Source organism: Pseudomonas sp. 18173 (assembly GCF_050432945.1).
Lineage (GTDB): Bacteria > Pseudomonadota > Gammaproteobacteria > Pseudomonadales > Pseudomonadaceae > Aquipseudomonas.
In genome coordinates this window covers 145,775-160,229 of sequence record NZ_JBKFTN010000011.1, presented here as the reverse complement: position 1 = coordinate 160,229, position 14,455 = coordinate 145,775, and the positions used below count along the sequence as shown (strand labels likewise).

The 14,455-nt window shown below is 60.0% G+C and carries 12 protein-coding genes; 8 read left to right on the top strand and 4 right to left on the bottom strand.

Annotated features, from left to right (window positions below; translation table 11 throughout):
• Positions 1-496: 496 nt before the first annotated feature.
• The 3 genes from ACLD1X_RS14635 to pgm all read left to right on the top strand — a co-directional run bounded on the left by ACLD1X_RS14635 (position 497) and on the right by pgm (position 5,188).
• Positions 497-1,987, top strand: a complete 1,491-nt coding sequence (locus tag ACLD1X_RS14635) for a hypothetical protein (protein ID WP_429368729.1) — start codon at positions 497-499, stop codon at positions 1,985-1,987.
• Positions 1,988-2,027: 40 nt separating this feature from the next.
• The gene (locus tag ACLD1X_RS14630) at positions 2,028-3,428 is read left to right on the top strand and encodes a PLP-dependent aminotransferase family protein (RefSeq protein ID WP_429368727.1); all 1,401 of its coding nucleotides are present in this window, start codon (positions 2,028-2,030) and stop codon (positions 3,426-3,428) included.
• 113 nt (positions 3,429-3,541) lie between these two features.
• Complete coding sequence (gene pgm / locus ACLD1X_RS14625; RefSeq protein WP_429368725.1) at positions 3,542-5,188, top strand: phosphoglucomutase (alpha-D-glucose-1,6-bisphosphate-dependent); 1,647 nt, start codon at positions 3,542-3,544, stop codon at positions 5,186-5,188.
• Between the two features lie 228 nt (positions 5,189-5,416).
• Here the strand turns inward: pgm and ACLD1X_RS14620 are convergent, their stop codons facing one another.
• Positions 5,417-6,112, bottom strand: coding sequence for a pirin family protein (locus ACLD1X_RS14620; protein WP_429368723.1), 696 nt, complete (start codon positions 6,110-6,112; stop codon positions 5,417-5,419).
• A 279-nt stretch (positions 6,113-6,391) separates the two neighbouring features.
• Here ACLD1X_RS14620 and ACLD1X_RS14615 point away from each other — a divergent pair, with 279 nt between their 5' ends.
• A complete protein-coding gene (locus ACLD1X_RS14615; protein ID WP_429368721.1) occupies positions 6,392-8,866 on the top strand; it encodes a UvrD-helicase domain-containing protein in 2,475 nt (824 codons plus the stop codon).
• Between the two features lie 55 nt (positions 8,867-8,921).
• Here the strand turns inward: ACLD1X_RS14615 and ACLD1X_RS14610 are convergent, their stop codons facing one another.
• A complete protein-coding gene (locus ACLD1X_RS14610) occupies positions 8,922-9,194 on the bottom strand; it encodes a DUF1652 domain-containing protein (protein ID WP_429368812.1) in 273 nt (90 codons plus the stop codon).
• A 265-nt stretch (positions 9,195-9,459) separates the two neighbouring features.
• Here ACLD1X_RS14610 and ACLD1X_RS14605 point away from each other — a divergent pair, with 265 nt between their 5' ends.
• The 4 genes from ACLD1X_RS14605 to ACLD1X_RS14590 all read left to right on the top strand — a co-directional run bounded on the left by ACLD1X_RS14605 (position 9,460) and on the right by ACLD1X_RS14590 (position 13,274).
• On the top strand, positions 9,460-10,275 hold the full coding sequence (locus tag ACLD1X_RS14605) for a helix-turn-helix domain-containing protein (protein ID WP_429368719.1): 816 nt from the start codon (positions 9,460-9,462) through the stop codon (positions 10,273-10,275).
• 50 nt (positions 10,276-10,325) lie between these two features.
• Complete coding sequence (locus ACLD1X_RS14600; protein WP_429368717.1) at positions 10,326-11,732, top strand: NAD(P)/FAD-dependent oxidoreductase; 1,407 nt, start codon at positions 10,326-10,328, stop codon at positions 11,730-11,732.
• A gap of 43 nt (positions 11,733-11,775) precedes the next feature.
• Positions 11,776-12,117 (top strand): cupin domain-containing protein, encoded by a 342-nt coding sequence (locus ACLD1X_RS14595; RefSeq protein WP_429368715.1) that lies wholly within the window; start codon positions 11,776-11,778, stop codon positions 12,115-12,117.
• Between the two features lie 71 nt (positions 12,118-12,188).
• The gene (locus tag ACLD1X_RS14590) at positions 12,189-13,274 is read left to right on the top strand and encodes a polyamine ABC transporter substrate-binding protein (RefSeq protein WP_429368713.1); all 1,086 of its coding nucleotides are present in this window, start codon (positions 12,189-12,191) and stop codon (positions 13,272-13,274) included.
• A 45-nt stretch (positions 13,275-13,319) separates the two neighbouring features.
• Here the strand turns inward: ACLD1X_RS14590 and ACLD1X_RS14585 are convergent, their stop codons facing one another.
• On the bottom strand, positions 13,320-13,997 hold the full coding sequence (locus ACLD1X_RS14585; RefSeq protein WP_429368810.1) for an MliC family protein: 678 nt from the start codon (positions 13,995-13,997) through the stop codon (positions 13,320-13,322).
• A gap of 137 nt (positions 13,998-14,134) precedes the next feature.
• Positions 14,135-14,359, bottom strand: coding sequence for a YgdI/YgdR family lipoprotein (locus ACLD1X_RS14580; protein ID WP_429368711.1), 225 nt, complete (start codon positions 14,357-14,359; stop codon positions 14,135-14,137).
• Positions 14,360-14,455 lie beyond the last annotated feature (96 nt).

Here is a 14,455-nt window from a genome sequence, read left to right as displayed (position 1 = left end):
CCCCAAAACCCCGTCGATCCGCAGCCCGGTCCAGCAACTGAACTGGTTTTTGCTCGTAATCTGTAGCTTCTAATCAGCCACTAAGCCCTGATAATTGAATGATTACTTTCATCTCAAGGAATGAGTCATGGCTGGGTCTCAGGCTGTAACTTTTCAACGTGTGCCGTTGGTGCAAATCTGCAAATTAGTTCGCTGTTGTGTAGTTGCCAAACAGACAACGACAACTTTCTTCTTTATTTCTTGTGTTAAGTGTCTGTGGGACTTTGTCGGACGTTTCCTAGGACCACAACAACAATCGAGAAACCCCCTGCCAGCCGGGCGCTACAGCCTTGCCTGCGTCGTCAAACCCAGGGCGCGCTGCAATCAGTTCAAATGATTGTCGGCAAATTCAAGTGCTAGCATTTGGCAATAAAGTCCATGACTCCATTCGCACAGACCGCCCAACGGGATTTGCTGTCTGCGCGATATTGAACTTACGAGTATCAGGTAAATAAAGATGACCAGCATCCATGACCAAGCGATGAACTATGTCTATCAACAAGTGCTGCAGCGATTGCTGGGTTATTTCTCGCGTGCCGAACGCACCGCGTTGCAATTGTTGATTCAGCGCCTGGCGGTAGCGGCGGGGGGCATGGAGCATATTGGCAACTACAAGGTGTTGGCGATCCAGTCCGGGGCTCGTGACAACTGCTACACCCTGGCACTGTTGCGTGCTGCGCAGTTGACCATTGCCACAAGGGCGCCGGCGACCTTTCAGTTGCGCATCGCTTCGTTGCGGTTGAACGGGACAAGCTGCGCAGCCCTGGAAAGCATGCACCGGACCAACAGCGCGTTGTTTGTCCATGACGATCCGCGGGTCGAGGTGTTGATGGTCGATGATCGCGAGGTCTTGCCATTCAACCATCTTGCAGCGATCTCCGACGCCGGTCGCGAGTCCAGCCGCCTGAACCTGCTGCTGATCGGCCATCGCCGGGAATGGCGCGGCGGTTTCGAGCTGTGGGATGACGGCTATCTGGCCACGGGAGAGTTCTACGGACAAATCGCCCGCTGGGATGGGGGGGTCGACGCATTGCTCATCAGTGACACGCCGCGTCAGCAGAAGCAGTTCATCGACGGTTTGAAGCGCGCCGCCACCAAGGCAGGGCTGGCGCCGTCAAATGCGGGGGAGGCCGGCTATGCGGGGTTGTTTGCATTGCTCGATGAACTGGGCAGCGACTGTTATCAGGCGTTCTACGCCAATTACGGCCAGGCCCGATGGCGTCCGCAAGAGCGCTTTGAGACCTGTCGTCGTGCCGCCTGCATCGATATTCACGACCTGCTGGTCAGTAACCTGGAAGAGCGCTGGCCATTGCTCACTGAGTTTCTCGGCTTCCAGCCTGATGAAATGTTCGCGCAGATCAGCGACAACGAATTCGTCAGCCCGTCGATTTCGGCGCACGTGCGGGGGTTGCAAGCGTGCTTCATGCAGGGGCGCAGCTACGAGTCCGGTGTTGCGCAATACCTGCAACATGCCTTGGTGATGATGCGCCGCAAGCGCTTGCCCGAACGGCTGTGCGAACAGGCCATCGAGGTGTTCGGCAATCCGGCGACAGTAAGCGAACGGCGCGCTCGGGCGGCGGCCGAGGCGCAAAAGAACCTGGGCCTGAGCGAAGCCCAGCTGGTGTGTCTGCTGTTTGCGCCTTTTACCGGGAAAGGTGCGGGGCTTGAGTGCTTCCTGCGCCAGTGCCACCCGGGGATGCTGGTGGCCATGCCCGAGCTGCACCGGGCCATGCAGGGGCATCCGGTCGCCGAACAGATCATTCAATGGATGATTGATGTCAGCGGATTGCCTGTCAGCCTGATCGGCCAGCTTTATCGAATGGAAGGGGCGCCCGCAAGCGATGGCGGGGCGCATGAAGCACTCGGCAGCAGGGCCGGATTGCACAACGCAGTGGGCGATCCTGACGCTGATATCACGTTGGAGGATGAATGGTCTGCGGGTCACTGAGCGTGGGCGGATTTTCAGCCAGTGCGGTCGGCCTTGAACCATGAAAAGTCCACGAGAAACGGATTTCGCCTATCAGGCGGTCTATCGATACCTTGCCAGCCTGATCAACGAGTCAGAAGGGGATACACCCATCCGCCTGCCGTCGCTGCGGCACCTGGCGGAGCGCCTCAATGTGTCGATCTCGACCATTCAGTATGCGTATTCGCTGCTGGAGAAAGAAGGGCGCGTCTATTCGGTGGCCAAGTCCGGTTACTACGCGTTGCCGGTGTCTTCAATCAACCTGCAGGACAGCGGCAGCGACCTGCTCGAAGCGGTCTACGTCAACGCCAGGCGCCCGGGGATGCTGGTGCTGAGCGCCGATGAACCGGCATTGTTGCAGCCGCTGGACAGCCCCTTGCTGCTGCTGGAGCGAGAGTTGCTGCGCCAGTATCCCCGACAGCCGCAGTCGCCCTCGCAACCTTGCGGCGAGCTGGAATTGCGCACCGCCCTGGCAGCGCGCTACACCACGTCGCCCATGCGTTACTGGCACGCCGATGATGTCTACATCGGCGCCGACCTTCGCGGTGTACTGGAAATCCTGATCGCGGTGCTGGGCTTGAAAGATGCGACTGTAGTGGTCGAATCGCCGTGTGACTGGACGATCCTGCGTTTGTTCCAGGCCGCCAGCGTGCGGGTGATCGAACTGCCCGTGCAAGCCGATGGCTGCCTCGATCCGCAGCGGCTGAAAATGCTGCTGGCGACCGAACCTGTGCGATTGGTGATGCTGTCATCGGCACTGAACATGCCCCGTGGCAGCCTGGCACCGGACGAAAACCGACAGGTCATTGCCCGGCTTTTGGCCGCGCATGACAGTTGGGTGCTGGAAAACGACTGTTATGGCGAACTCGGATTCGACCTGGGCGGCGCACGCTTTCGCGACTGGCTGGACCCTGAGCGGTTGATGGTGTTTTCCACGTTCGAGAAGACCATCGGTGCGGAAGCGCCCTACGGTTACCTGCTTTCAAGGCATTTGAGCGTTGAGCTGCAACGGCACTTCCTGCTGCGTTCCTTTCGTCTCTCGCCGATTCGTCAGAAGGCCATCGCCCGTTTGTACAGCAGTGGTCGCATCGATCAGCACTTGCTGGTGCTGCGACGGATACTCAAGGAGCGCAAGAGTCAAATGACCCTGATGTTGCAGGAGCGATTGGCCGATGCCTTGCATTTCGTCGAGCCGCAAGGCGGTGCAACGATCTGGCTGCGCCCGTTGCGTCGGGTCAATGTGCGTCGGGTGTTCCAGCGCCTGCTGGCGCATCAGGTGGTGATCGCACCGGGCGAACTGTTCAGCCTCCACGGCCTGCACGGGCAGCATTTGCGCTTGAGCCATACGTTCGGCGGCGATCACAACCTGGCTGTCGCACTGGGCGTGCTGGGGGATGCGCTGCGCCTGGAATCAGTCGAGTGAGCAAGACAAAAAATAACGTCCTGCACTCTGTTGGATAGATCCCATCGCGTTGCGGTCAAACTGCCAGTAAACTGCGAGCCAATTCCTGAACCACTCGATTCCAGAGGTTTTGCATGACACTCAGTCCTTTTGCGGGTAAACCGGCACCGGCAGAATTGTTGGTCGACATCCCGCGACTGGTAACGGCCTATTACACCGGTCAGCCGGATGCCGCGATTTCCACCCAGCGCGTTGCCTTCGGCACGTCCGGGCACCGCGGCAGCTCGTTCGATTTGAGTTTCAATGAATGGCACGTGCTGGCGATCAGCCAGGCAATCTGCCTGTATCGCGAAGCCCAAGGCATCGATGGCCCGCTGTTTGTCGGTATCGACACCCACGCGCTGTCCACGCCGGCCGGCGCCAGCGCCCTCGAAGTACTGGCGGCCAACGGCGTGACCGTGATGATCGCCGCTGGCGACGAGTACACGCCGACACCTGCCGTTTCCCATGCGATTCTCTGCTACAACCGCGGCCGTACCACTGGCCTGGCGGATGGCATTGTCATCACGCCGTCCCACAACCCGCCGCAAAGCGGTGGCTACAAGTACAACCCGACCAACGGCGGCCCGGCCGATACCCACATCACCAAGTGGATCGAAGCCAAGGCCAACGAACTGCTGGCCAACAAGCTCGCTGGCGTCAAACGCATCAGCTACGAGCAGGCACTGAAGGCCAGCACGACCCATCGCCATGATTACCTCAACACCTACGTCGCCGATCTGGTCAACGTGATCGACTTCGACATCATCCGCGATGCCAAGCTGCGCCTGGGTGTCGATCCGTTGGGTGGAGCAGGGGTGCGCTACTGGTCGGCGATTGCCGAGCATTACCGCCTGGACCTGGATGTGGTGAACAAAGAGGTCGATTCGACCTTTCGCTTCATGACCGTCGACTGGGACGGCCAGATCCGCATGGACCCATCGTCCAGCCACGCCATGCAAGGCCTGATCGGCCTCAAGGAACGCTTCGACGTGGCGTTTGCCTGCGACCCGGACCACGACCGCCATGGCATCGTCACGCCATCCGGTGGGTTGCTGGCGCCGAACAACTACCTCGCCGTTGCCATCGACTATCTGTTCCAGAACCGTCCGCAGTGGCGCGCCGATGCTGCCGTGGGTAAAACCGTGGTCAGCAGCGGCCTGATCGATCGCGTGGCCAAGCGCCTGGGTCGCCGTCTGTACGAAGTGCCGGTTGGCTTCAAATGGTTTGCCGATGGTCTGTTCGATGGTTCCCTGGGTTTTGGCGGCGAAGAAAGCGCCGGTGCCTCGTTCCTGCGCAAGGACGGTGGCGTCTGGTGCACCGACAAGGACGGTTTGATCCCGGCCCTGCTGGCAGCCGAGATGACTGCCCGGACCGGTCGCGACCCGAGCCAGGCGTATCGTGCCTTGACCGATGAGCTGGGCGAGCCGTTCTCGGTACGGGTCGACGCCAAGGCCAACCCGGAGCAAAAAGCGCTGCTCGGCAAGCTGTCGCCGCAACAGGTCACCTCGACCCGACTGGCCGGCGAACCGATCCAGAGCATCCTCAGCCATGCACCGGGCAATGACCAGGCCATTGGCGGCCTCAAGGTCATGACCGAAAACGGCTGGTTCGCGGCGCGTCCGTCGGGTACCGAAGACATCTACAAGATCTACGCCGAAAGCTTTGTCAGCGACGACCACCTCAAGCAACTGGTGGCAGAGGCGCAAACGCTGGTCGATGGTGCCATTTCCGCGAAATGACCGGGTGTCAACGCCCCCTGTGGTGAGGGGTTCTGTGGCGAGGGGGCTTGCCCCCGTTCGACTGCGAAGCAGTCGTAAATCCAGACGATACGGTGCTTCAGGAAAACCGCGTTTGCTGGTTTCAGGGTCGCTTCGCAACCCAACGGGGGCAAGCCCCCTCGCCACAGTGAGGCGGTAAAAAGGGGCGACCATCACGGTCGCCCCTTTTTTTGGATCGCGTTCAGCGGGTCAAGCCAAATCCACCAGAACGATCTCGCTGTCCTCGATGGCAGTCACCCGCAGCACCTGTTCATCGGCGACGGCTACACCGTCTCGAGCTTGTGCACGCAAGCCATTGACCTCAATGACCCCCGTGGCCGGTACCAGGTACGCACGACGCCCGTTGTCCAAAGGGTACTCGGCGGACTCGCCGGCCTTCAGGTTGGCCGCTACCAGCCGGGCGTCGGCACGGATGCGCAGGCTCTGATCGTCGCCTTCCTTGCCGCTGGCCAGGGTGACAAAACCTTCACGGTTGCCTTTCGGGAACGGCTTGGCGCCCCAGGACGGTGCCAGGCCGGACTCGTTCGGGATAATCCAGATCTGGAAAATCCGGGTCGGCGTCGCTTCCAGGTTGTACTCGCTGTGGGCGATCCCGGTGCCGGCGCTCATGACCTGGACGTCACCCGCTTCGGTGCGGCCCTTGTTGCCCAGGTTGTCCTGGTGGGTGATTGCGCCTTCGCGGACATAGGTGATGATTTCCATGTCGCGGTGCGGGTGCTGCGGGAAACCGGTGCCGGGCGCGATCACGTCGTCATTCCAGACCCGCAGGTTGCCCCAGTTCATGCGCTTGGGGTCGTAGTATTCGGCGAACGAAAAATGGTGGTGAGCATCCAACCAGCCGTGGTGAGCGCCGCCGAGCGAGTTGAAAGGTCTGAGTTCAAGCATGATCGTCTCCAGAAAAGGTTCGTCATGGGGCAAGGTGCCTGAGCCACGAAGCGAGACCGGTGAGTGATGACGGCCATCATCCAACAGGCAACAATCGATAAAAAGCGTAAAAAATGCAGCATTCCCATCGAATGGTTTGATATGAAATGACCTCGAAAGGTTCTCACCCAACCTTCGCTTTATCGCATAAGCCAATGAGTCATAAGCAATTCACTAGAACTCGACGGCAAATGCAGACACCATAGCGCTCAACAGCCTCACACCCTGGAGTCAATCCGCGTGCCGCAACACACCCCCGATCTTCCGCCCGAACTTCGCCCCCTGGCCGAGATGCCGCTGATCAAGCGATTGCTCGCCCGATTTTTCGGTTACAGCCTGACCCGCCTGCACGCACAGCATCGCGCGTCGTGGTTGCATGGTCAGGCCGACGGTTTTCGCAGCGGTCACAGCGCCGGGGTCGATTACGGCTACAAGGAAGGCAAGCTCGAAGGGCTGGAGGAGGGACGACAGGTCCTGCTGATCCGCGACTCGCGCTCCACTGAACACCGGCCACCGAATGTCGACGACCTGCTGTTCGACGATTGGCGCCTGCCGTTGAGCGCCGAGCTGAAGAAACGCATGAAGGCGGATGTTGCGCGGTTGTTGCCAGCCCATGCCCAACCCAGCACCGCCCAGTGGAAAATGATCTTCAGCGACACGCCGTCCACCTCGGTGATCGCGGGCGCCGGTGCAGGCAAATCGACCACGCTGGTGCTGCGTATCCTGCTGCTGAGCCACTACCTGGGCTTCGAATTGGGTTCGATGACAGTGGTGACCTTTACCCGCGAGTCGCGCAAGGACTTCATCAACAAACTGATCGAACTGTTTGCGCTCTGGGGGCGCGCGATCGGTTTCAAGGAGGCGCGGGATCTGGTGCGCACCTTTCACTCGCGGATCCTGCCAATGGTGCGCAGTCTTCCGGGGTTCGAGCGTTTACAGGCGTTCGAGAACCTCAGCCTGCGAGCTGCACAGGGGGACGAGGAGATCGACAGCAATCCGTTCGATCTGCGCATCAACGATGCTCAACGCCAGCAGCTGAACGCCTGCTACCACCGTTTGCACAGTGACGATGAGCGTTTTCGCGAGCTGATCAAGCCCTTGTCCCGGCATGCCTTGCAGCTCAGGGAACTGGAGCGCGATCACCCGGATGTGCAGAAACGCGTGGGCGTTACCGAACTGGCGGCCAAGCGCGATGAAGAACTGTGCGACGCGATTGAAGACCTGTGGTTTCGCGCCGGAGCCTGGCCGATCAAGGGCATCGAGCCGACTCGCCAGTCGTTCGACATCAACGGTTCGAAATTCCATTGCCACGGCTACATCCCGACGCTGGATGCGTGGGTGGTGCTGGGGTTCGATCCTCGGGAAAACCCGCAGGTCACGCGGCCAAACGCCAAGTTGTCGGTGCGCGCAGAGTGGGCAGTAAAGCGCACTCTGTTTCAAGCTTTCTGTCGTAAGCCATTGATATGGCTAGATAGTTACGAGTCATCAAAACGTGTTTTGGCTTCGCTCGCCGGCGATGCCAGCGCCGGGCCGGGCTTCGACTACAAGGTCAAGGGTGAACTCGCCTCTGCGCCGCTGCTCGATTGTTTTGTCGCCGCCGCCGGGTTCATCGAGAACCTCGGGCTGGATGTGCTGGACGCCGTGGCCCGGATGAGCTTCGCCAAGGACGATCCCGACCGGTTCTTCTTCGAGGCCCTGAGCCTTTACTGGCGCGCGCTGGAAGACCATCTGCTCGATCAGAAGCCGCCGATCATGACCTACAACCGCATGTTTGCCCTGTTCAGCGAGCATTCGCCGGAGAATCTCAAACTGCTCGGCGATGAGCTGCTGCGACCGTTGTCGCACCTGATGATCGACGAATTTCAGGATGTCTCGCCGCAGATCGTCTCCTGGATCAGGGCCAGCCTGGCAGAGATCCGTAGCCGCGGACCGGCCATGCACGTCGGGCGCGCTGCCCAGCGTTCCTCGCTGCTCTGTGTGGGCGATGACTGGCAGTCCATCTATGGCTGGCGCGGCAGTTCGCCGACTTACTTCATGGAGTTCAACAAGGAATTCCCGTCGCCGAGCACCACCAAGGTCATGCTCAGCGACAACTACCGCAGCCACCAGCACATCATCGATGCCGCCGAGCACATCGTGCGCGCGGCACCGGCGATTGCCGGCAAGAAAGCCAAGGCCAGCGGTGAACCCAAGGCATTGTTGCCGGTGAACGTGCTCGATCGTGATGACCAAGGCATGGCCCAACGCTTGATGGAGCATTACCGAAAGGGTGATTCGATCTTGATGCTTTATCGAAAAGGTAGCGATAAGTCATTGATAGAAGAGCATATTCAGTCTGTAGTTAATGTTGATTCGAGCTTGCCGTATGAGGCGCGCAGGCTCAAGCAGCTGACGTATCACAGCGCCAAGGGCCTCCAGGCCGATGCAGTGTTTTTGCTCGGCGACTGCCAGCACTTGACCAGTTCACCGTACAAGAATCAGGTCTACCGGATGGCGGGCCTGGGCAAGGCCGGCGACAGCGAACCCTACGACAATGCCCAGAAGGACGAGATCCTGCGGCTGGCGTACGTGGGTATCACCCGCGCTGTCAGCCATTGCTACTGGTACGTCGATACGCAGGACACCCAGGCCGCGAACCTGCCCAAGGCATCCGACCGGATCGGCAAGGGCAAGGCGTTTTTTGTCGACCATCGACAAGGCAAGGCCTCTGCCTGAACGGTTGCCCACAAAAAAACCCACCTGATGTGGGTTTTTTGTGGGCGTTCAGCCTTCAGGCATAACTCCTGAGGGCCTGCGGCGGGGTGAAGGTTTCAAGCTCATCCTCTACAGCTTCGATTATTCGTTCAACATCCGCGGCATTCATGACGGTGGCGCAAGGAATACCGGCAATGGCGATCATGGTCTCGCCAGTGGCACGGTCAAAAAGACGGGCAATCATGCTGCCCGGCGCGTCCATGCTCGCCTCGAAACCCATGGGATGAAAATGCCAGCGCATCAGCTGGCAGGCGTTTGGAAACGTGACTTTACTGAACCCACTATTCATGTGTTGCCCGCCTTCATTTTCGAGCGCTTCCCTTAGCTCATGGTAGGAGGGATGAACCTTCATTGGTTCAACCAGTGACAGTTCTTAAAAGTAGCACCCGGATGTGAAAAAAATGTGGATTTTTCAGGTCGTTTGGCGATTGCTGCCATTGTTTTGATTCAGGTCATTCTTATCGGCAACTTCCGGGTACCCGCCATAATCGGTTTAGTCGTTGAAGACAAAGCGGAAGTTGGGCAAGCTCGGTTTTTTCCCGTCGAGATTTTCAATGCACGCCGAGGATGATGGCCCGTTGCAGACCCAGGCCACGGGCGAGACGGTCATGCGCTATCACTTGCGCTGGAAGCACCGGGATCTGGATGGCGTCATGGCGCTCTATCACCCCGACGTCCAGTACAACGACTTTTTCCAGAACCGGGTCATGGGCCTGGCCGAATTGCGCGAATACGTGCGCAGCAGCATGCCCCGGGACCCGGATGAAGCCCTGGAGCATTCCGACCGCATTCGCCTGGACGGCAACACCGCGTTCATTCAGTACCGCATCACCTTGCGCGGTGGTGAAGGGCTGGTGTCGTTCCGCGCCAGCGAGGCGATCACCGTCAGGGACGGGTTGATCTGGCGGGTCAATGAATATGCTTCGCTGGTGCACGAACAACCTGGCAGCAAGACTTCCGGCAATCAGCGCCCGGCGGTCAGCCGACTCGGCCTGTCGCCTCGCCAGTTGAGCTTCATGGCCGATGACCTGCAGCAGTATTTCCAGCGCCAACAGCCGTACCTCGACCCGGAGCTCGACCTGCAACGGGTGGCGAAAGAGTGCGGGTACAGCCGCAATCAGATTTCCTATCTGCTCAATCAGGTGCTCGGCCAGAGCTTCTACCGCTACGTCAACCAGGCGCGCCTGCAACATCTGCTCGCAGCGCTGGATGCCGCCACACCGCCACTGCGAATCGATGAACTGGCCTTCGCTGCCGGTTTCAATTCGCTGTCGGCGTTCTACAGCTGTTTCCGCCAGCACACCGGCCTGTCGCCCAAGGCCTACGTCAAACAAATTTCTTTGCGTGCACGCGCGCAAGACAGCGCCTGAGACCACGCACTAGGATCGACGCCATCGAAGTTTGAGTGGCGGAGTCTTGCATGCCGGCGTGGCGCACTATCAGTTTGTGGATGGACCAGCTCGACGAGCCGCTATTGGCGCGTCCGGCGCTGGAGCGGGACCTGGATGTGGACGTGGCGATCATCGGCGCGGGCTACACCGGTCTCTGGACCGCCTACTACCTCAAGCGGCAGAAACCCGACCTGAACATTGCGATTGTCGAAGCGCAAACCGCCGGTTTCGGCGCGTCGGGGCGCAATGGCGGCTGGCTGATGGGCAATTTGCTGGGTGAAGATCGCCTGCTCGCCGGTCTGCCGGCCGAAGAGCGCCGCGCTTCCTACGCTTTGTTGCACAGCATTCCGGATGAAGTGGAGGTTGTCCTCGAACGCGAGGGGATCGACTGCGACTACCGTAAAGGCGGGGTGCTGTATTGCGCGGCGCGCTATCCGGAGCAAGAGGCCAGCCTTCGCCGCTACCTGGACGATCTCCACCGCCAGGGCCTCGACGACAGCCACTATCGCTGGCTGAGTCCGGAACAACTGGCACAACAGATCCGCGTCGCCAAACCCTACGGCGGTATCTACGCGCCGCATGTTGCGACCATCCACCCGGCCAGGCTGGTACGCGGGTTGGCCCGGGCGGTGGAGCGCCTGGGGGTGAACATCTACGAAAACAGCCCGGTCACCCATTGGCAGTCCGGCAGCCTGCGCACGGCGAAAGCCTCGGTGCGCAGCCGGTGGATTGTGCCGGCGGTAGAAGGCTACTCCGTCACCTTGCCGCCATTGGGGCGTTATCAGATGCCGGTGCAGAGCCTGATTGTCGCGACCGAGCCATTGTCGGCGGCCACCTGGGACGAAATCGGCCTGAGCCGCGGCCAGGCGTTCAGCGAGGCCAGTCGTCAGGTCACCTACGGGCAGCGTACCGCCGACAACCGTTTGATCTTTGGCGCCCGGGGCGGCTATCAGTTTGCTGGCAAGCTACGCCACGACTTCGACCTGACCACGGACGAAAAGGAGCTGCGGCGCTATCTGTTCGGCGAGTTGTTCCCGCAGTTGAAGAACGTACAGATCACCCATTCCTGGGGCGGCAACCTGGGCATGTCCCGGCACTTCCAGCCACACATGCTCTGCGACCGGGCCAACGGCATTGCCTTGTCGGGCGGCTATGGCGGCGAGGGCGTCGGCGCCAGCAACCTGGGCGGGCGGACGCTGGCCGACCTGATCCTGGGCCGCGACACCGATCTGGTCCGCCAGCCATGGGTCATCCCCCAGCGAGGCCTCGATGCGCTCAGGGCCTGGGAGCCGGAGCCCATCCGCTGGCTCGGCTACAACGCAATCATCCGCAGCTTTGTCCATGAGGACCAGACCCTGGCCAACCCGGCTACCGCGCCCTGGCGGCGCAAGCTGGCCAGCGGGGTTGCCGGTTTCATGGAAGGTTTCATGCACTGAACGGCACGCTCTTCATCTACAGGCTACATCGACAGGTATTCCCATGAGCATCACGCAATTCAAGAACACCGCAACCCTGAAACTGCAAGAGTCCAATCCGGTCGCCGTGCCCCTGGGCACTCCCGTGGCTGTGGCGTCGACCACCAGCGTCGAACGCGACGACGGTGTCGAGACCGGTGTCTGGGAGTGCACGCCCGGGCGCTGGCGGCGGCAGATCGTCGCCCAGGAGTTCTGCCACTTCATTCAGGGCCGCTGCACCTTCACCCCGGACGGCGGTGAACCGCTGCACATTGAAGCTGGCGACGCACTGATGTTGCCGGCCAACAGCCTCGGTATCTGGGACATCCAGGAAACCGTGCGCAAGACCTACGTTTTGATTTTTTGAATGCTTTTGAAGTTTGAAAGCTGATCTTTTGATTGCCTGCCAATAACAACAACCCCTACAGGAATCGACTCATGATCCGAAAGACCCTGACGCTGGCCCCGCTGATGCTGGTCGCATCAATCGGCCAGGCCGCCGAAACCGTCAAAATCTATAACTGGTCGGATTACATCGCGCCAGACACCACGAAAAACTTCCAGAAAGAAACCGGCATCGGCTTCACCTACGACGTCTACGACAGCAACGAAACCCTCGATGGCAAGCTGATGACCGGCAAATCCGGTTACGACGTGGTGTTTCCGTCCAACCACTTCATGGCCCGGCAGATTGAAGGCGGCGCACTGAAGAAGCTCGACAAGAGTCAGTTGCCGAACTGGAAGAACCTCAACCCGGTATTGCTCAAGGCGTTGCAGACCAACGATCCGGGCAACGAGCACGGCTTCCCGTACCTGTGGGGCAGCACCGGCATCGGCTACAACATTGCCAAGGTCAAGGCGGTGCTGGGCGACAACGCCCCGGTGGATTCCTGGGACCTGATCTTCAAGCCCGAGAACATGCAGAAGTTGCAGAAGTGCGGCGTGGCCATCCTCGACAACGGCCCTGAACTGCTGCCGGCCGCGTTGAACTACCTCGGGTTGCCGCATCACAGCAAGAACCCGGAAGACTACAAGAAGGCCGAAGCCCTGCTGATGAAAGTGCGGCCCTATGTCAGCTATTTCCACTCGTCCAAGTACACCAGTGACCTGGCCAATGGCGATATCTGCGTCGCGGTCGGTTTCTCCGGCGACATCCTGCAAGCGGAGAACCGTGCCAGGGAAGCCAACAATGGCATCGACATCGGCTACTCGATTCCCAAGGAAGGCGCTGCGATCTGGTTCGATATGGTCGCGATGCCGGCCGACGCTCCGGACGACAAGGCCGGCTACGCCTTCATGGACTACCTGCTGCGCCCGGACGTCATGGCCAGCGTCAGCAACTACGTGCACTACGCCAATGGCAACGAGCAGGCCGACAGCCTGATCGACCCGGCGATCAAGAACGACACCAAGGTTTACCCAAGTCCTGAAATGATGGGCAAGCTGTTTGCGCTGGAAGCCATGCCACTGAACATCGACCGGGTGCGTACCCGGGTCTGGAACAAGATCCGCACCGGCAGTTGAAGCATTGAGCGGCCATCGGGACAGGACGTCCCGATGCCATCTTCCTCAGCCGACCGGCTCGGCTGCGCAACTCATCTGGCCTGAGCCGGGTATCTGCAAAAACACGTCGTTGTCGATTTGCCAGAAGCTGTAGTTGCCTTTGTAATCCCTGCCCGTGTACTGGGTTCCTGAATGACTCGGCACCTGGTTCAGGGTGATGGAGGTGTTGGCCCATTTCAGGAACACGACGCCAGGTTCAACGGTAAAGAAGGTCGCGGCAACCAAGGCGTTAAACCCTGCGCAACGATAGGCCACCGGGCCCTCCGTGAGCCTGCTTGGGTCTTTGGTTCTGGCAATGGCCGAGCCCTGGCGCAACTGGAACGCACGCTCGGCATAACTTCGGATGACGCACGCCTTGGCTTGAGTCCCGCCATCACACTGGTTACGGGACTCAATCCAGAACCGCTGATCGATCTCGACTTTATTCGGGCGCGGCACTGAATGCTCGTCGGTGAGCGCCAGGAGATAAAGACGATTGAGTTCCAGGTCCATGCGCGCCAGTTGGGCGTCGTGACAGACAAGTTTTTCGGCGGATGCCTGGGGGTTGGCGCAATCGAAACTGGTTTTGTACGTTGGCAAGGGCTTTGGCTTGGCCTTGGCCTTTGTGGCGGCGTCACACAGGCTCGCCGTCACGCACGCGCTGACGGCGAGCACAGAGACCAGAAGTGGCATGACCATTTTCATTTCGGCGTCACCTGAGTCTTTGCGTGATGCCCGTATTGCAACGCCGGTATCCAAGCGTTGCACAGTCATTCGGTCGCACGGGGTCTATCGAGTGTAAAGCAGTGCTCGAAACCTGCCACATCGTGCCGGGAGAAACGTCAGTCTTGCTCACGAATCGTTGCCACTTCATCGGCCCTGACTTTCACCATCTTTCCCGAAATGTCCTCGAACTCGAAGAACCCGTCCCGGGTTCTGGTCTTCGGCATGTCCTTGGTCAGGTACTGGGTGCCGTTCTGCAGCGTCACCACCGTTGGCGTCGAGCAGCCGGCCAGCATCAGCAGGGCCGCTGCCGCCAGGGGCAAGCCCAAAGTCTTGATGTTCATGATCACCTCCCGTACGTTTCGAAGCAGCGCCATCCGCTCAAGGCTGCCACTGCACCTCCATGGCAGTTGGTGCCGCCTGGGGGGCAGAAAGTTCTG

Excerpts from the sequence above, each read along its gene's own strand:
- ACLD1X_RS14635 (WP_429368729.1), top strand. The coding sequence starts at position 497 with ATGACCAGCATCCATGACCAAGCGATGAACTATGTCTATCAACAAGTG.
- ACLD1X_RS14630 (WP_429368727.1), top strand. The coding sequence starts at position 2,028 with ATGAAAAGTCCACGAGAAACGGATTTCGCCTATCAGGCGGTCTATCGA.
- pgm (WP_429368725.1), top strand. The coding sequence starts at position 3,542 with ATGACACTCAGTCCTTTTGCGGGTAAACCGGCACCGGCAGAATTGTTG.
- ACLD1X_RS14620 (WP_429368723.1), bottom strand. The coding sequence starts at position 6,112 with ATGCTTGAACTCAGACCTTTCAACTCGCTCGGCGGCGCTCACCACGGC.
- ACLD1X_RS14610 (WP_429368812.1), bottom strand. The coding sequence starts at position 9,194 with ATGAATAGTGGGTTCAGTAAAGTCACGTTTCCAAACGCCTGCCAGCTG.
- ACLD1X_RS14605 (WP_429368719.1), top strand. The coding sequence starts at position 9,460 with ATGCACGCCGAGGATGATGGCCCGTTGCAGACCCAGGCCACGGGCGAG.
- ACLD1X_RS14600 (WP_429368717.1), top strand. The coding sequence starts at position 10,326 with ATGCCGGCGTGGCGCACTATCAGTTTGTGGATGGACCAGCTCGACGAG.
- ACLD1X_RS14595 (WP_429368715.1), top strand. The coding sequence starts at position 11,776 with ATGAGCATCACGCAATTCAAGAACACCGCAACCCTGAAACTGCAAGAG.
- ACLD1X_RS14590 (WP_429368713.1), top strand. The coding sequence starts at position 12,189 with ATGATCCGAAAGACCCTGACGCTGGCCCCGCTGATGCTGGTCGCATCA.
- ACLD1X_RS14585 (WP_429368810.1), bottom strand. The coding sequence starts at position 13,997 with ATGAAAATGGTCATGCCACTTCTGGTCTCTGTGCTCGCCGTCAGCGCG.
- ACLD1X_RS14580 (WP_429368711.1), bottom strand. The coding sequence starts at position 14,359 with ATGAACATCAAGACTTTGGGCTTGCCCCTGGCGGCAGCGGCCCTGCTG.